Source organism: Lactobacillus sp. HBUAS51381 (assembly GCF_012641095.1).
GTDB lineage: Bacteria > Bacillota > Bacilli > Lactobacillales > Lactobacillaceae > Levilactobacillus.
This window is the reverse complement of sequence record NZ_JAAVSC010000013.1, coordinates 47,450-64,529: the sequence shown is the minus strand read 5'-3', so window position 1 is coordinate 64,529 and position 17,080 is coordinate 47,450. Positions and strand designations below refer to the sequence as shown.

General features: G+C 48.5%; 14 protein-coding genes. 1 reads left to right on the top strand and 13 read right to left on the bottom strand.

Going from position 1 to position 17,080, the window contains the following annotated elements:
• From HEQ50_RS06250 to HEQ50_RS06235, 4 genes are all read right to left on the bottom strand, one after another.
• Nucleotides 1–610: 2,3-diphosphoglycerate-dependent phosphoglycerate mutase (locus tag HEQ50_RS06250; protein ID WP_168899669.1), on the bottom strand; the 610-nt coding region annotated here is incomplete at its 3' end.
• A gap of 167 nt (nt 611–777) precedes the next feature.
• Entirely contained in the window at nt 778–1,878 is a 1,101-nt protein-coding gene (locus HEQ50_RS06245; RefSeq protein WP_168899668.1) for an AI-2E family transporter, read from the bottom strand.
• Nucleotides 1,879–2,051: 173 nt separating this feature from the next.
• The gene (locus HEQ50_RS06240; protein WP_232842694.1) at nt 2,052–3,215 is read right to left on the bottom strand and encodes an ROK family protein; all 1,164 of its coding nucleotides are present in this window, start codon (nt 3,213–3,215) and stop codon (nt 2,052–2,054) included.
• Between the two features lie 509 nt (nt 3,216–3,724).
• Nucleotides 3,725–4,615, bottom strand: a complete 891-nt coding sequence (locus HEQ50_RS06235; protein ID WP_168899666.1) for a hypothetical protein — start codon at nt 4,613–4,615, stop codon at nt 3,725–3,727.
• Between the two features lie 211 nt (nt 4,616–4,826).
• Between HEQ50_RS06235 and HEQ50_RS06230 the strand changes: the two genes are divergently transcribed.
• Nucleotides 4,827–6,029, top strand: a complete 1,203-nt coding sequence (locus HEQ50_RS06230) for a cyclopropane-fatty-acyl-phospholipid synthase family protein (RefSeq protein WP_168899665.1) — start codon at nt 4,827–4,829, stop codon at nt 6,027–6,029.
• A gap of 1,077 nt (nt 6,030–7,106) precedes the next feature.
• Here HEQ50_RS06230 and HEQ50_RS06225 read toward each other — a convergent pair.
• The 9 genes from HEQ50_RS06225 to HEQ50_RS06185 form a co-directional block, all read right to left on the bottom strand.
• Complete coding sequence (locus HEQ50_RS06225) at nt 7,107–7,454, bottom strand: AzlD domain-containing protein (protein WP_057732216.1); 348 nt, start codon at nt 7,452–7,454, stop codon at nt 7,107–7,109.
• Between the two features lie 17 nt (nt 7,455–7,471).
• Complete coding sequence (locus tag HEQ50_RS06220; RefSeq protein ID WP_232842698.1) at nt 7,472–8,197, bottom strand: AzlC family ABC transporter permease; 726 nt, start codon at nt 8,195–8,197, stop codon at nt 7,472–7,474.
• Between the two features lie 287 nt (nt 8,198–8,484).
• On the bottom strand, nt 8,485–8,979 hold the full coding sequence (locus HEQ50_RS06215) for a GNAT family N-acetyltransferase (protein ID WP_168899663.1): 495 nt from the start codon (nt 8,977–8,979) through the stop codon (nt 8,485–8,487).
• Between the two features lie 82 nt (nt 8,980–9,061).
• Nucleotides 9,062–9,457: a type II toxin-antitoxin system death-on-curing family toxin gene (locus HEQ50_RS06210; RefSeq protein WP_168899662.1), complete on the bottom strand. Its 396-nt coding sequence runs from the start codon at nt 9,455–9,457 to the stop codon at nt 9,062–9,064.
• On the bottom strand, nt 9,457–9,738 hold the full coding sequence (locus HEQ50_RS06205) for an AbrB/MazE/SpoVT family DNA-binding domain-containing protein (protein WP_168899661.1): 282 nt from the start codon (nt 9,736–9,738) through the stop codon (nt 9,457–9,459). Before HEQ50_RS06205 ends, HEQ50_RS06210 begins: the two co-directional genes overlap by 1 nt.
• An 89-nt stretch (nt 9,739–9,827) precedes the next feature.
• Nucleotides 9,828–12,872 carry a YhgE/Pip domain-containing protein gene (locus HEQ50_RS06200; protein WP_211089233.1) on the bottom strand — a complete coding sequence of 1,015 codons (3,045 nt, stop codon included), beginning with the start codon at nt 12,870–12,872 and terminating at the stop codon, nt 9,828–9,830.
• Nucleotides 12,873–13,271: 399 nt separating this feature from the next.
• The gene (locus HEQ50_RS06195; protein ID WP_168899670.1) at nt 13,272–14,594 is read right to left on the bottom strand and encodes a serine hydrolase; all 1,323 of its coding nucleotides are present in this window, start codon (nt 14,592–14,594) and stop codon (nt 13,272–13,274) included.
• Nucleotides 14,595–14,668: 74 nt separating this feature from the next.
• Nucleotides 14,669–15,838: a cell wall metabolism sensor histidine kinase WalK gene (locus HEQ50_RS06190; RefSeq protein ID WP_168899659.1), complete on the bottom strand. Its 1,170-nt coding sequence runs from the start codon at nt 15,836–15,838 to the stop codon at nt 14,669–14,671.
• A gap of 76 nt (nt 15,839–15,914) precedes the next feature.
• Nucleotides 15,915–16,604: a response regulator transcription factor gene (locus tag HEQ50_RS06185; RefSeq protein WP_168899658.1), complete on the bottom strand. Its 690-nt coding sequence runs from the start codon at nt 16,602–16,604 to the stop codon at nt 15,915–15,917.
• Nucleotides 16,605–17,080 lie beyond the last annotated feature (476 nt).

The window sequence follows — 17,080 nt, the reverse complement described above, 5'->3', positions numbered from 1 at the left end:
GGTTCATGATGTCATCATCACTGATCCGTTCGATGTACTTGGAAAGGGCACGCAGTGAGTTACCGTGAGCGGCGATGATCACGTTCTTGCCGTCAAGCAGCTTTGGTGCGATTTGGTCTTCCCAAAATGGCATAACGCGTTCCAGGGTAACCTTTAAGTTTTCCCCACCAGGAACGATGTTCGGGTCCAAGTTTGCGTAACGAGGATCCTTCACAGCTGAACCTTCAGCGTCCGCAGCCAAGAGTGGTGGCAAGACATCGTAAGAACGACGCCAAATGTGGACTTGGTCATCGCCGTACTTTTCAGCGGTTTCCTTCTTGTTCAGGCCTTGTAAAGCACCGTAGTGACGTTCGTTTAAACGCCAAGTCTTGGTTTCTGGAATCCAAAGTTGGTCAGATTCTTCCAAAACGTAGTGTAACGTCTTGATTGCCCGCTTCAGAACTGACGTGTAGGCGTAATCGAACTTCATGCCAGATTCCTTGATCTTTTGACCAGCTGCCTTGGCTTCTTCGACACCCTTTTCGCTTAAATCAACGTCAACCCAACCAGTGAACTTGTTGGCTAAGTTCCATTCACTTTGGCCGTGGCGAATCAATACTAATTTTGCCATCACTTATAACCTCTTTCTTTGGTAGAATACCTTGTTATTTTACACCATCCAGCGGGTAATTTCAGCTTTATTGAGCGGTTCTTTTTTTGACACCGCTTACTTAGCAGATTTCACTAAAAAAATCGTCTGCCCACAACGCTGCTTGGGCCAGAACGATTTCTTCAGACTTATTTCTGATGTTCATCCGTATCACTATTCTTACCATGGTGTTGCCGGTACTCACGAATCTTTTTCACATCGACCTGTGGCCGCGGATGCAAGCCATGGACCGGCCGAACGCCTAGAATATCCAGGAAGAACGTGAAGATTGGTACCCCCACGATCAGGCCCCAAACGCCAAACAACTGCTCGCCCGCCAGTAACACCACGAACGTGTAGAAGATCGGCAATTCGGTCCGACTCGACATAAACTTCGGGTTCAGCACGTAAGCTTCTAAGGCGTGAACCACCACGATCATCACCAGAATATAGACGATGTAGCGGACCCCACCGACCGAGTATCCCAGAATCGCCAGCGGGATAACGGAGACAATCACCCCGGCGACTGGAATCAGGCTCAGGATGAAGATCATGATGGCCAGCGTTGGTAGCTGGGGCATGTGCATAATCGCCAGCACCACCGTCGTAATCACCGTATTGCACAGCGCAATAAAGAATTGGGCTTCCAAGACGATCCCAAATGTATTGACGAATTTCGTCGCAAAGAAATTAATATCTTGGAAGATCCAGCCATACGTACTCGTCAAGAAATGCTTGGAAAAGGCCGCCATCTGTTTACTCTCAATCGTAAAGAAGTAACTGAGAATCAATGACATGAAGAGGGTCACCCCAAAGGTCCCAATCGTTGAGATGTAGGTTAAGACCACCTTGGCACCATTTTGGAGTTGATTGACAATGTCTGAACTCTTGATGTAGTCCGAGATCCACCGAATAATTTCATTATTATCCGTCTGCGGACTTTGATAGAACTTAAACAGGGTCTCCCCACCCTTCACCGTTGACGTAATCAGTGTTGGCAAGTAAGTCGTGATGGCCCAATAGAGCGCGCCAATGAAGATGATATAGGCGGCCGAAACGATCAACGCCGGCGGTAGTTTTACCACCTTACGCACGGCCTTGACCAGTTGCAGGATTAAGAAAGTAAAAATAAACGTGAGTAGAATCATGTTCATCTCGGCCCGAATTAGCCACAAGATGAAGATTAGGACAACTAGCACCGTGAAACGGCGTAGTCGTACGTTAGCGATAAACCGTTCCCATAAACTCAATTATAAATCCCCCATTCCCTTCTTCATTTTATTATACCGCATTGTCCGCGATTCTCTAACTCATTCCTGACCTGAGGCCACTTCGGGCGTTCACTGGTCTCGGATTAAACAAAAAACCGCAATGACTAGCGGCCTGCCAACAGCCAGTCATCACGGTTCTCCTCAATTTCTCTTTATGATTCTACGCCCTCTAAAACTGCCGACCGCTGATTGCTAAACGTCAATTGCAGGTCATCCAAGGCCAAGGCCCGGTGAATGATGGCCGAAGCCCCACCCTTTAAAGAAGCTTCCTTGGCGTTCTTGGTTAACAGTAGCGGTGCCTTGCGGATAATCGCCAAGTCATCCACGTACTTTCTGACGCAGTCCATCATCTCGGGCAAAAGTTCCAAAATTGGTGCGTTGACAATAATCGCATCCGGCGCAAAGGTGTTTGACAGGTTGCCCAAGACCTTCGCTAGATAGAAGGAGAATTCATCCAGGATCGCCAACAACTCTGGGCGATGGCCCAAGTAGTCCCGCCGAATCCGGTTAACGTCCACGTGGTCCAACTTCTGATAGGCCATGATCCGTTGTAGAACCGTTCCTTCGGCGACATACTGGTTAACCGTCCGCATTTCCTTTTCTTGATAGCGATCCGCCAACGGGCACGTGCCGATGTTGCCGGCCTCGCCGTTGTGACCCCGATACAGATGGCCTTCCGTCACGATTCCGGCCGAAACCTGGTCCCGAATGGTCACGGAGATCAAGTTCTTATAGATACCTTCACCGGCAAAATCCCGTTCATAAATGGCGGATTCATTGGCCAAGTTCTCTAAAATAACGGGCACTTGGAACTTGTCACTGAAGTATTTCGCCAAATCGAAGTTCTTGAAGCCCTTCAATGAGGCCCCTAAGATCTGATTTTCGTAGATGATGCCGTCCAGGCCAAACGCAATGCCCAGCAGGCGACTATCATTCTCGGCCACAGTAGCCGCAATCTTCTCATCAATCATGTCCAGGACCGTGGTTAAATCAACATCACGGGTTGAAACACTGGCATAATTCTCCGAGCGGCCATCCAGTTGACTGCTAATCATTGAGAACCGTTGCCGCAAAATGTTAATACTGATGACATAGCCATACCCCACGTTTAGCAATGCCATGACTGGTTTCCGGCCACCGTTACGCGTGCTGACCCCGTGACCAACCTCACGGATCAGGCCCTCATGCAGTAACTGGCTGTAAATATCGGAAACCGTCACTTTATTTAAACTAAGATTCCGGGAAATTTGACTACGTGAAATCGGACCTGCGTTCACAATCTGCTGAAGAACCTGCTTCTCGTTTGTCGTACGCATGATATGTTTGTTGATAATCATAATTTTCTGTAACGCATCTAACCATACTAGCTTCGTGGTGATTTGGGAATCAAATCAGTTTTTAGGTCTCGCCCCATCCCCCAAGATTGGTGCTCACCTAGCCAGTGATCAGGCACGTTACTCTACCCCCCTTAGTAGAATTTCCTGATTCTAAATACATAGTAAAACACACTATCTAATTTGGCATGAAAAACGACTTGTGAAGTTTTTTGGGGCATTTCATCTAGTGACAGCCGAAAGTCCGCGTGACTACTGACATTTCAACGGTTAAATCACTTGCTGACTGATTATTTATATTATACACCCGGTTGAACTATTTGTTCGCTAAACTTACCATCCTGTCAAATTCTAAGACTCATAAGTTCAAAATGGTAAGGTTTCTTACCAAATTGCCAAATTTCCGCAATTAATGGGAATTTCGGGGTCAGCCGTGACCGCGGCAAATAAAAAGGAACGCCACCTACGTAGCGTTCCCTCGAAATTCAGGACTATTTCAAATATTGACTCGTGTATTTTGCCAAGGACACGTTCTTCTTGGCCGCCTGTTGCATGGCCACCCGCACGTCCTGATCACTCATCGCGCTGGCATTACCACCCGCAGAATCAATGGTCTTGCGCGCGCTGGTAATCTGTTGGGCCGTGATGGTCTTGCCATCCAGTTCCTTTTGACTCTGGGTCACCGTGTATTCGTTGCTCCCAGAATAATTCTTGGCCGCCTGCTTTTCTGAAGACGTCAGCGACGCGCTGGAACTGCTGGTTGACGGGCTACTTGCGGCTGTCGATGAGGAAGCCGCAACGGCCGCCGAACTCGTTTGACTGGTCTGACCGGCGTTGTTGGCTTTGCGTAAGGCCAAGGCTTGGTCATACAGATTCTTGTAGTAGCTTTGACGGAACTTCGCGTTATTAAAGAGTTCATCCAACGTCGTGTTCGATTGCCCATAGTTCAGCGCCTTGTTCTCCCCTTGTGCCTTGCTTAAGAGCTGCTTGAACTGCTTGACGTTGGCCTTAATGGCCTTGACCTGCTTGTAGCGGTCCTTGGCCCGCGTCACGAGCACGGACGAGCCGTTAGTCGTCGCTTTGACGGCCGCATAGTGATTCTCAGCTGTACTGAAGTGACGGGCTTCTAGCGCGTCCTCACCGTCCACATAACGCTGTGTTTGGGTTAAGTACCGCTGTGCCGTCTTATCGTTTAATCGCCGCTTGAGTGCGTTTTGGAAATAGCTCTCAGCTTGCGTATAATGTTTACTCTCAATCGCAGTACGCCCGTTGGCCATTGCCGCTTGGTACTCTTTGGCCGTCGCGTGATGATTCGAATACGCGTAACCACCAATCAGCAGTGCCACAACGATTGTCGCCACGACCCATACCCATTTTTTCAAAGTGAAAGACCTCCGCTGGTTAATTATGGTCTTATTATACCATGCCTGTTCCGGGAATCGGTGAATTTTACAAGACCGAATCAGCCACAGAAAATGTTAAGCGTTTTCATTGAAGGCTTCCCCCTTACGTTTTAGGGGACGATAGGCGTATAATGGCATGGTAATTTTGTTTCTTCAGTATTTGCTGACGAAACCGGAAAGGACCCCTGACATGCTTGAAAAAACTTTCTACAAAACGTTTCTGAGTCACACCTTCAACATCCCTGTCCGTGTCAACTATTGGGACGGATCCAGCGATGTCTACGGGACCGGCACTCCTGACATCACCATCACCATTCACGAGGCCATCCCGGTTAAGGAAATCTCCCGCAACGCATCCATTGCGCTGGGGGAAGCCATCATGGATGGTAAGATTGAAATTGATGGGAGTATCGAAGACCTGCTGACGGCCGCTTACGAAAACGCCGATAGCTTCTTCCACAATTCCAAGTTCATTCACTTCCTGCCTAAGCAAAAGCACACTGAAAAAGAGAGCAAGGAAGATGTCCAAAACCACTACGATATTGGGAATAACTTCTATCAACTCTGGTTGGACGACACCATGACTTACTCCTGTGCCTACTTTGAATCACCCGATGATGATTTGTATACCGCACAGGTTAACAAGGTCCACCACATTATCAAGAAGCTCAACCCGAAGCCGGGCAACACGTTGCTTGATATTGGCTGTGGCTGGGGTACCCTGATGCTGACGGCGGCCAAGGAATACGGTCTGCACGTCACCGGGATTACCCTGAGTCAGGAACAATACGACTACGTGAACCAACGCATCCAAGACGAAGGCCTCAACGACGTCGCCGAAGTTCGTCTGGAAGACTACCGCGAATTGGGCCACGAAACGTGGGACTACATCACGTCTGTCGGCATGTTCGAACACGTGGGCCAAGAGAACTTAGGTCAATACTTCGACTGCGTTCAGAAATACTTGACCAACGATGGGGTTGCCCTCATCCACGGGATTACCCGGCAACAGGGTGGGGCCAACAATGGCTGGTTAAACAAATGGATCTTCCCAGGTGGCTACGTCCCTGGTTTGATTGAAAACACCACTCACATCATCGAAAGCGGTCTACAAATCGATGATATGGAACCTCTCCGTCGGCATTATCAAAAGACGGTTGAAATTTGGGATCAGAACTTCAACGAACACCGTGACGAAGTGGCCAAGATGTTTGACGAAAAGTTCGTCCGGATGTGGGATCTTTATCTCCAAGCTTGCGCGGCATCGTTCAAGTCTGGTAATATTGACGTGATTCAGTATTTGATTTCGAAGGGCCCTTCTGCCCGGATGTTACCCATGACGCGGGACTACATGTACGATGACACCCACGATCATGCTCAAGTAACGGACTAATTCAAATGTTCGGGTGACCGCGGATCACCTGAAGCTAAAAGCACCACCTGACTGGGATTGATCACTCGGTCAGGTGGTGTTTTTGGGAGACAGATTATCGCCATTCTACACCACAAAATTAATCACACAAGTGGCCATCAAGTGCCAGAACAGAATTATCCTTTCATACCCGTAAATTGAATACAACGACACGCCAATAGAGAGTGCCCTTTCTCCGTTACAAACGATACGCAGATAATTCGGCATTACCACTCGAATATCACAGTTTAGCTTTAAAAAACCAAATAAAAGCAATGACATTTAATCCTAGCAGAACTAGCAATAACATTTTCCCGTACGCAAAATTATTCACTCCGATATACGTGGCCATGATAAGAAAACTAAGAAGTGACGTCACAGCGACTACTTTTTCATGGGATTTGATTAGTGCAAACAAGCCTATTGAAATTACTGCAATTGTGACGAATAGAATGAGCGGCATTGCCCGCCACCTTAATTCAAAACCAGTACTTGTATAATAAGAGGGCACTGTGGCTGTTGCAAATATGCTTGTAAAAGCCACAACTAAGTTTAGCCCTACAATTAAGTTAGCAATTTTAGACTTCATTGATATTAATACACTCCGATTTTTGTTGGTTTATACCTTGTATAGGGCATGATTGATTCTCAAACTATTCAGTGGAAGTTCATGACCAAATATCCATCTGCTCACTCGATTGGCTAAGCGCTGATACTATCGACTCATTTAGAATAGTTCCATAGCTTGAGTTAAGTTGAGATAACGCCTAATCTTCAGCCAACGTTCTAATGCCACCACTCCATTTCACCTAAAGGTTGGATCAAGTATAACACATACTGGCGACTAATTAGGTGAACGTACATTTCAGAAAAGATTAAGATTTTTTATTTATCCTTTGATTGAAATCAAAAGTATTTTGCTTGATTTTTAAGTAGTTGCGACCTTGTGAATGGACTAGTTGCCGATGGATGATCCCACCGACACCGGTTGACCAAGCCATTTAATTCTTCAAAAAAGGACCTCACCAACCGGCAAGGCCCACTCATTTAAAAATTTAGTCACGCCATGAACATCGATAGAATGAAGACGCCAATCAGACCCACGATCACCGAGATGGCCATCGAGCGGGTGCGGTAGGCCACAATAATGACCACGACCGCCGCCAGCATTTCCGAATACTTATTTAACAACAATGCGTAGCTCGCACTGTCAATAAAGATATCCTTTACGACCAGCGCCGTAAACAGTGATACCGGCACGAACTTCATCCATTCGTTAAACCATTCCGGAATCGCCCGCTTGGTGAACAACATCAGCGGGAAGAAACGCGGGATAAAGGCCACAATAAAGCCTAAGATAATTAGCCAAAAATGTTGCGTACTGTTCCACGTATTAACTGCGTTCATATAGCTCTCCCTGTGTCCTAATTAGCATCCGAATGCTCCACGGCTTCCTTCTTGGACCCCGGACTGCGCAAGCGCCACAGCCAATGACTGTCGGGCAATTTCTTGCGGAGCGTGGCCTCCAAGCCAAAACCAATCAGTGAAGCAATAATTGTCGAAATAACCAACCCTAACGTGCTCTTGGTCAGCATCATGCAGACCGCTGCGAGCACCCCTGAAATCAGGCAAATCACAATCGTCAAGCGGTTCTTGATCTGCATGACAATCATGTACAAGAACAACGCCGTCAGCGCAAAGTTGACGATGCTGAGGTCAATCTTCAAGGCACTGCCAATCAGACTCCCGACAACGTTGCTAGCCGCCCAGAAGAGCAACGAATAGTGTTCTACCATCAGCGCTTCTCTGCCCGTCCACTTTTTATCCGTGGCAAATTTCAAATAGTTAATGGCATAGTTTTCATCGTTTAACGAAACCGCGAACATGAACAAGAAGCGGTTAGATGAGCCCTTTAAGTATGGCGATAAACTCGAACTCAGTAATGCATACCGTAATTCCAGGAAAAACAGCATCAAAACAATTGATAGTAATGGGGGATTAATAGTCAACATCGTGGCAATTAAAAATTGTGCCCCACCGGAAAAGATCAACAAAGAAACCAATCCAGTCAGTAAGGTATTGAACCCTGCCGCGTGTAGCAAAATCCCACAAGCCAGCCCAATCGGTATGTAACTTAAGTTAAGGGGCATGGCTACCCGCAGTGTCGACCGCCATAAGGGTTCATTGGGGTCCGGCACTTGCTTGGGGTTTGGCCGTCGTTTATTCAAGAATGTTTGCCTCCGTCGAATACTCTGAGATATGAAGCAACCTAACGGGTTCCCCCGTTATGCATAAAACCACACGATGATATTTTAACATGTTTCACGTCATTTTCATATAACATATACAATATTTATCAAGGATGAGCCCCGACAATCCTTGATTTGATGAACTATTTGTGAAAAATCAAAGCAAGTTTTCATAACTTATTACAGCATTAGAAATGATGCCCATAAACCTCTAAGTCGGCGGTAAATCCCTGCATCTCCGCGATTGCCGGTAAATGCCCCCAGTGGTCATAGCCCGCCTTCTCAAAGAGGTGCCGACTCGCTTGATTATGACCAAAGATGCGAGAGATCACCGTCGTCACGCCTAGTCTGGGCGCCTGCTGGGCGATCCAATCAACGGCCTGGGTACCTAAGTGTTGGCCTTGATAGTGGTCATCCAGGTACAAGGCAACCTCGGCCGTATTGCGATAGCCCGCACGGTCACTGTAGGGTTCTAGGCCCACGAACCCGGCGACTTCACCCGCACTTTCAATCACCCACAATGGAAAATGATCCGGTGTAAAAGCCGCAAACCACGGCTGACGTTGGGCCACCGTTACTGGTGTTAAATCGGCAGTACTCCCCTTAGTCGCCACCGCCTGGTTATAAATGGCAATAATAGCCGCCTGATCGCGACTCTGCGCGACACGAAATTTTACGGACATGCTGTCCCCTCTTTTCTCTTATCTGCCCTCATTATACGCAAAAAGTGCCGCGAAACCAGTGGCTTCACGGCACAAATTGACGTTAAGATTTCTTCCGCAAGTGTTTTTCAAATATGGCATACACATCTTCATACTTCAGTTCACTTTCATCTGTCGCTGCGACACTGAGTGCAAGTTCAGCAATTTCTTGGTTTGTGAACCGCAACTGATAGCCGTTCAATTTAGCCATCACTAGTGCGGCCACAACAGCCGTCCGTTTGTTGCCATCCTCAAACGGGTGAAGATTGATAATTTTGATAAAAACAATGCCAATTTTTTGATGAATCTCTGGATAAGCCACGACTCCAAAAAAAGCTTGTTGCGGTAATGCAATGATTGATTCTAAACCTTTGGCATTACGAATGAACGATCTTTCTGTCGTGCCCGCTAAAACTGCCGTATTAATGGCAATCAATTCCTTTACTTTTAAATATCGCACTATTCATCACTCTTCTTGAGTGTTTCCAATGCCTCGTGATAATCCGCAAGCGTTTCATTCATGGCCGCTACAAATTCCGGCGATAAGATTTCCTTTTTCTTAGTGACTTTCAAACCATCATCTGTCAACGTAACTTCTAGCTTCGTCTCTTTCGTAATTCCCAAGGCTTTAATCATATCTGCCGGAATTGTCACACCTAGAGAATGGCCAATGTTGATAACATGGCGTTCTTCGCTCAGTGCCGAATTTTTCATGTAATCACCTTCTAAATGCTTTTCCATGAGTCTAACATCATAACGTTATAACGTCAAAACTTTACAAAAAAAGAGAAACGCAACACTAACATTGCATTTCTCTTCAGATACGCTATTTATGAATGAGCATTCGTGTTTGGATCTTCAACCGCTTGTAACTTCTGGTTGTCATCCAATTGCGAGATTCCCATCAAATGCTTCTTTTGCAGCCACCACATTGTCGGCCAGAGCAGTGCTAAACCAAGAACGGTAAAGAGTGCTAAGACCCACAAGGCTTGACCGACCATGCCGGACATCCCCGATGTAATGGCTTGCCGGAATCCGAGGATTGAGTAAGTCATTGGCAGGAATGGGTGGACGACGTTGTAGAAGTGGTTCGTCACTTCCATTGGGAACGTCCCACCAGAACCCCCGAGTTGAAGCATCAGGAGAACCATGGCGATGAATCGTCCTGGGTTATCCAGTAACATCGACAGGAACATGACAATAAACATCGACGCCTCGGCGAAGAACACGGAGATCAGAATCATCTGACCTGGGTGATCGACCGTCAAACCACCTAGCATCATCAAGGCTGGTTCAATCAGCCCCATGGCGAGTCCTTCGACTGCGCCAATGGAGACCTTACTCAAGTACCAACCCGTGGCAGTCCCGCCTTCGCGTGAGACCTTCCGAATTGGGAAGGCAAAGTTGAAGACTAGCGCCCCAACGTAGAGGGCAACGGACAGCACGTAAGGTGCCAAGGCATGCCCATAGTTTGGTACATAACTGTAGTTTTCATGCTTCAGCTTGGTTGGTGCGGCAAACATGTCGGCCGTCTTGCTGGTCAACGGTTGGGCCTGAATCTGGTCAGCCCCACTCTTCAATGACTTGGCTAACGTGCCATTCCCATCGGAAAGCTTCTTGGCCCCTTGCATCAACTGATTACTGTTATCATCCAACTTCTGCGACCCATTAGCCAATTGGTTAACCCCACTGGTCAGCGTTGGGACCTTGCTGTTCAGCGTATTTAAGCCAGAGGTTAATTGCCCCGCACCGTTCATGAGTTGACCAGAGGAGCTGGTTAACTTGTTGCCGGCGGCGGTGAGTTGTGGGGTCTTGGAGTTGAGGGTGTTGACACCGACAGCGGCTTGGTTGATACCAGAACTTAGTTGCGAAGCACCGGTAGAAAGTTGGTTAGAGCCGCTCTTTAGAGCTGAACCCTTTTTAGCCAATTTAACTGATCCATTCAGAATTCTAGTAACACCGTTCGTTAAGGTCGGAACCTTGGCATTTAAGCTAGCAACCCCATTATTCAATGTTGTTGAGCCATCAAATGCTGTCTTGACACCACCTGTATAGTCACTAAGCCCAGAATTAAGCGTCTTAGCTCCCGAGCTCAACTCATCGGCTCCCTGAACCAATTTATTAATTTTATCCGTACCACTTGCTAGTTCTGACAGTTGACCCAATTTAGATTGTAAGGCAGTTAGATCAGCTGCCTGAGCATCGCTAAGCGTTGTTTGTAACGATGCAACTTGTTCCTGCGTGAGCCCAGTGCTACTTACCACAGTCAATACTTTCGTCAAAGCAGTCTGTAACTCTCCTGATGCGTTCTGAACAGCAGCAGTGGCAGCTTCTAATGCTGAGGCATCAGCTGAAGTCCCATCGTTAGAATCCCCAGTTGAAGTATCAATCTTATTCTGTTCTGCTTGAGCGGTCTGCAATTGCTCCTGTAATTTAGTTGCTAATTGCTTAGTTTTTGCACTGTCCTCTGAAGAAGCAATCTCCTCGGCGGTCTTCTGAGCACTTGCAGTAGCTGCCTTTGCCCCGTTAACAGCGGTAGAGTCATTCCCAGCAGTAGCAGAACCAGAGGCATCTTGTTGCAGACTTTTAGCTGCCTTACTCTGTGCACTTAATGCGGCATTCATCTGAACCTCAGCAGCCATTAAATCCTTAACTGGTTGCGTCAGTGCTGTAGTCATAGCAACTAAGCTAGGATCGTTCTTTAAAGCATTCAACTCTGTAAGTAAGGTACCGGCACTCGCTAACTGCTTTTGTGTATCAGGATCGGTCAACTTGCCTAATTCGCTTTGAACTTCTTGAACTCCGGCGCTCACTTGGGCCGCACCATCGGCTAAATTACTTGCACCAGTATTCAACTCACCAGATTTACTATTGAGTGTTGACAATCCACTATTAAGCTTCTTACTACCAGTTGCTAACTGTGAAACACCATTCTTAAGTGGACCAACTCCTGAATTTAATTGCTGAGCACCATCTTTAAGCTGGTAAACACCATCAACATACTGATAAGTCCCCGTATTCAGAGTCTTAGCTCCAGTAGCTAACTTATTGGCCCCAGCTTGCATGGTTGGCATCTTAGCACTCAATTGCCCAACACCACTCGTATACTGATTAACCCCACTAGCATACTGCCCAACGCCGCTGGTATACTTCGCCAGCCCCGTCTGCAAGGTTTGCGAACCCGTCGACAACTTCTGAATCCCGGTTGCCAATGGCTTGACGGAGGTCTTCATCTGTTGCAGGCCGTTATTTAACGTGTGAACCCCGGTCGTATAGGTGTTCAGACCATCAGTTAAGGTAACCGTCCCGTCCTTCAACTTCGCGGAACCCTTAGCGGCCTTGTCCATCCCCTGCCCGACAGCGTAGATCTGCTTGAAGGTTGCTTGGGCGTAGGCCTTCGTCACCTTAGCGCGGATTTGGCTATCCAACTTGGATGACCCCACTTCACTCATCACTTGGGCAATGTAGTTCGCCGAGCCGTTCGTCTTGTAGGTGAACGTCATCTTCTTGGGATGCTTATTCAGTGCCGTAGCGGCATTGGCCGAGAAATTCTTGGGGATCGTAATCACCGTGTAGTACTTGTGGTGTTTCAACCCATCGGCCGCCGTCTTAGCGGACACGAACTTCCACCCCAATTGGTGGTTCTTCTTTAAGTTGGTAATCGTCTGATCCCCAACGTTTAATTTCTGCCCCTGATAGGTTACGGGCTTATCCTGATTAACCACCGCAACGGGTAGTTCGCCGGTCTCCCCATACGGGTCCCAGACCGACTTCAGAAAGAAGATACTGTAGAGGAATGGAATAAACATAATGGCAAGAACGGAGATTAAAATCAACCGATTATGCCGAATGTAATTCCATTCGCCTTTAATCATATTCACAAATGCCAACTCCCTTTATCCTCAAAATATCCTTAAAATTGCGCGTTTTCAGCTAATAATAAAAGTATCTTCGCACATTAATACTTGACTTGTCAAAAAAGCAACACGCCATCGACAATTCTTGGAAATCGTCACCAATTCGATAACACCGGCGTTTTGACGTTCTCACACATAATAAATTAAATTTCACCGGTCACAACGTTTCGCCATTCTTCTAAGGCTGATCTCATTGTAGAAGACCAGTCGCCGGGCTACCTTGACCAGAATCAAGTAGCCGCCATAAGACTATCATAGCCGCAAATGATTTCGATGGCACAGGACAATTCCCTCCCGTTGGTTAGGAATCAAAAAAGCCGCCCACCAAATTGGCAAGCGACTCTCAATTATTTTAATTTAAAACAGTGCGACAATTGACCGCCACATCCGAACAAAGATGTTGGCCTTCTCAACGGATTGGGTCACCCGCAACGGCACCTTGGTCGTCTTGGTATTGCCCAAGAAGCCTAACTGATCACCCTTTAAGGATAGGTTAGCCGTCCCAATCGTGGTGTTCTTGGTCACGGGTGCTTCCAAGTCACCCTTATGGCTGTATTTGGACTTCAGCTGGATCTTGGCCGAAACGTTGCTGGCCACTTGGTCGTTACGAATCCAGAGCTTGACGTCCTGACCCAACGCCGTCTTGGCCGTCTTGGCCTTGGCATCGTGGGTCGTGACGCTCTTGGCGCCGGTCACCTGGTCGCCGGCCTTGTAGGTCACGGTCTTGAAGTTATTGTAGACGTATGACATCATCTTCTGGGTTTGTTGGAACCGTGAGGCATCGGTCTCCGACTTGTGGGCCGCGTGCAACACGACCGTCACGATCCGGTTGTTATCGTTGTTCGCCGTCCCGGTAAAGTTGGCCCCGGCGGCATCGGACGTCCCGGTCTTCAGGCCATCGACGTGGAGCTTCGAGTAGGCGGCTGAGAGCCCCTTTAACATCCAGTTCCAGTTCTCCATCTTCGTGGCGTCCTTGGTTCCCTTTTCAAACCACATCTTCTTGATGCTCGTGGTCTGGAGGACTTCCGGATACTTGTTCAGCAGCGCCACGGCCAGCTTGGCTTGGTCGGCGGCGGACCATTCGTTCTCCGCGGATCCCTTAACGTTGCTATAACCGAGGTTACCGACCTGCTTGTTGGTCAGCCCACAGGCGTTATAGATCTTAACGTCCGTCATCCCCAACTTCTTGGCCTGAGCCTTCATCTGGGTGACAAACGCGTGGGGCGAACCTGCGACCGCACTTCCCAGGGCTTCCACAGCACCATTGGCCGAGTAGATCAGTGAGGCTTGATACAGCGCCTTGACCGTGTATTGATGACCGGCTCGTAGCGGGACGTTGGATAGGTCCGTGTTTTGGGCAATCTTCGCAATGTCCTTGTTCACGGTGATCTTCTGGTCCCACTTCAACTTACCCGCGTGAATGGCGTCCAGCACCATGTAGATCGACAACAGCTTGGTCATCGACGCCACGGGTAACGTCTGGTCCGCGTTCTTACTGTAGAGAATCTGGCCGGTCTTGGCATCGACCGCAATCCCCGCCTTGGCCTTCAAATTCACCGTGGTACTGGTGCTACTGGTTGCGGCGTGAGCCGTGACCGGTGCACTTAAACTACTGATGCCGCCGGTGACCAGCGTTACCGCCGTCACCAGTCCAATCAACATTTGCCGTAATCGTTTCATCATTAGAATCAAAACTCCTCTGTCTTATGTAAGGCCAAAGTGGCCATCTTTTATGCAAACTCTTGTCAAATCATTTAGCGTCCCGGCGTCTTTAACCGTTGCGGGATCTCCAGTGGCTGGTCGTGCTTGACCGGCAGATGAATCACAAAGCTAGTCAACGCGTCGTCCGATTCCACGTAAATGTAGCCGCCGTGTAAGGCGACAATGCTCTGGGCAATCGCTAAGCCCAGGCCGGTCCCGCCGGTTTCCTTGGAGCGCGACTCCTCGACGCGGTAGAACCGCTCAAAGATCATGTTCAACGATTCCTTGGGGATCTTCGGCCCATCGTTGGTGACCCGTACCTCGAGCTCGGAAGCGCTGAGTTGTTTAGCCACCAGATTGATGTGCTTCCCGCCATCGCCATACTTCAAGGCGTTCGACACCAGATTGTTGAAGACCCGCACCAACTTTTCGGGGTCGGCCTCCATCATCATGGTCTCCGACGAATTCTCCGCTCCAATCGTCATGCCCTTCTTCTGGGCCTCCAGTTCAAAACTGGCACCCAACTGTTCCAGCATGGCGGCCAAATTAATGTTGGTCAAGCTCAGCGGCGTATCCGTCTGCCGGACCTTGGTGTATTCGAAGAGATCGTCCACCAGAGATTTCATCTGTTTCGACTTCAAAAACGCCGTGTGCGTGTATTTGAGAAGGTCGTCCTCACTATGGTACTGCTTGTCTTCAATCAGCCCCAGATAGCCAATAATCGACGTCAATGGCGTCCGAATATCGTGACTGACGTTGGTAATCAGCTCGTCCTTGGACTTCTCAATCGCCCGCTCCTCATCCATGGAATTAATCACGGAATCCACCAGCGCGTTCACGGAATCCACGACCCGCTGCACGTCACCACTCACCCGGAACGGAATCCGGTGGTCGAAGTGACCGTTGGCGATGTAGTGCAGTTCGTCAATGATGTGGCGCAACTGCATTTGCCGGTAACGCCGGATCAACCGCCACCACACGACCATGGCGTCCGCCACCAGCATTAAACCGATGAACAGATTTTCCCAGCTCCACAATTGAAAGTGGTTGGGCCCCAAAACGACCGACCGTTTGATGATGAAGATCCCATCACGCAGGCCGGGATTGCTCTCGATGGCCTGCACGATCAGCACCAGCAAGGCCAGATTCAGCATCAACAGGAGAATGACGGTGACGACGCCTTCCATGAATAGCGCACTCTTCTCACGCGTGGTTAGCTTCATGAGCGATCCGCCTGCTTATTAAAATGATTGTTCCGTGGTTTCATGTCGTGCTCCTACTCTTCTGGTAACGCTAAATTTAGTGTGATTCAATCTTGTAACCCACGCCCCAAACGGTTTGAATGACCTTTTCGCCGTTGGTGGCGTCTTCGATCTTATCCCGCAAGTGACTCACGTGCACCATGACGGTCTTGGCCGACACGATACTTTCCTGCCGCCAAACGCGCTCGAAGATCTCATCGGCCGAGAAGACCCGGTTCGGATGGCTGGCCAACAGGTAAAGAATCCCAAATTCCAGCGCCGTCAACGAAACCGTCTTGCCGGCAATCGTCTTGACTTCGTGGGAATCCTTGTTGATCGTCAACGTCCCAATGTCCAAGACATCTGGGCTATCATCGGTCACCTGATCCTGACTCCGCCGCAACAGCGACTTGACTCTGGCCATGACTTCCAAGGGGTTAAATGGCTTCGTGACGTAATCATCGGCTCCGGAAATCAAGCCTTGAATCTTGTCCATGTCCCCGGTCTTGGCCGACAGGATTAAGATGGGAATTTGAGAGTCTTTCCGAACTTCCTTCATGACCTCAATTCCACTCATCTCGGGCATCATGATGTCTAAGATCATCAATGCGATGTCTGGCGTGGTGTGGAGCTTGGTCAGCGCTTCCTTGCCGTTGTAGGCGGTCAGGGGTTCGTAACCTTCATTTTTGATATAAATCTCAAGTAATTGTGCAATTTCTTTATCATCATCGACAACTAAAATTTTCATGTGGGTTGTTCTCCTTTTTCTGCTAGGGTAAATCACTAGCGGTCCTGCCCCGTGGCTTTACGTCTAGTTTAACAAATAACAGCCAGGTGGCGACCGGAAAACCCGAACCTTTAGCCGGGCGTAAGGCACTTAACCATTCCTTAATCTTACACTATTTGCCACGCGACCGCCAACTTGAAGGTTAACTGACGCTTAACTTTTTTGAGGGTGAAATCACACTGGTGGTTGCTGGCCGCCTTACCGTTCGCCGAATTTGGGCTGGAACGCTGTGGGAAGGACCGGTCCAAGCCTGAGGAGCGGTCTTGGACCTCGCTTTGAACCTCTGAGAAACGAGTTTCAAAGTCGCCATTTTCCAAGTAAATCACTTGGAAAATCCCACGGCTGAGCCCAAATTCGGCTCACTCTCGGCTACAATTTTCTTTCCTCTCAACATTGGTTAAGCCCCAAGAACCCGTCTAGTCAGTGGTGCTCTCACC

Excerpts from the sequence above, each read along its gene's own strand:
- HEQ50_RS06185 (WP_168899658.1), bottom strand. The coding sequence starts at position 16,604 with ATGAAAATTTTAGTTGTCGATGATGATAAAGAAATTGCACAATTACTT.
- HEQ50_RS06220 (WP_232842698.1), bottom strand. The coding sequence starts at position 8,197 with ATGCCCCTTAACTTAAGTTACATACCGATTGGGCTGGCTTGTGGGATT.
- HEQ50_RS06190 (WP_168899659.1), bottom strand. The coding sequence starts at position 15,838 with ATGAAGCTAACCACGCGTGAGAAGAGTGCGCTATTCATGGAAGGCGTC.
- HEQ50_RS06240 (WP_232842694.1), bottom strand. The coding sequence starts at position 3,215 with ATGCGTACGACAAACGAGAAGCAGGTTCTTCAGCAGATTGTGAACGCA.
- HEQ50_RS06215 (WP_168899663.1), bottom strand. The coding sequence starts at position 8,979 with ATGTCCGTAAAATTTCGTGTCGCGCAGAGTCGCGATCAGGCGGCTATT.
- HEQ50_RS06205 (WP_168899661.1), bottom strand. The coding sequence starts at position 9,738 with ATGGAAAAGCATTTAGAAGGTGATTACATGAAAAATTCGGCACTGAGC.
- HEQ50_RS06225 (WP_057732216.1), bottom strand. The coding sequence starts at position 7,454 with ATGAACGCAGTTAATACGTGGAACAGTACGCAACATTTTTGGCTAATT.
- HEQ50_RS06230 (WP_168899665.1), top strand. The coding sequence starts at position 4,827 with ATGCTTGAAAAAACTTTCTACAAAACGTTTCTGAGTCACACCTTCAAC.
- HEQ50_RS06200 (WP_211089233.1), bottom strand. The coding sequence starts at position 12,872 with ATGATTAAAGGCGAATGGAATTACATTCGGCATAATCGGTTGATTTTA.
- HEQ50_RS06195 (WP_168899670.1), bottom strand. The coding sequence starts at position 14,594 with ATGAAACGATTACGGCAAATGTTGATTGGACTGGTGACGGCGGTAACG.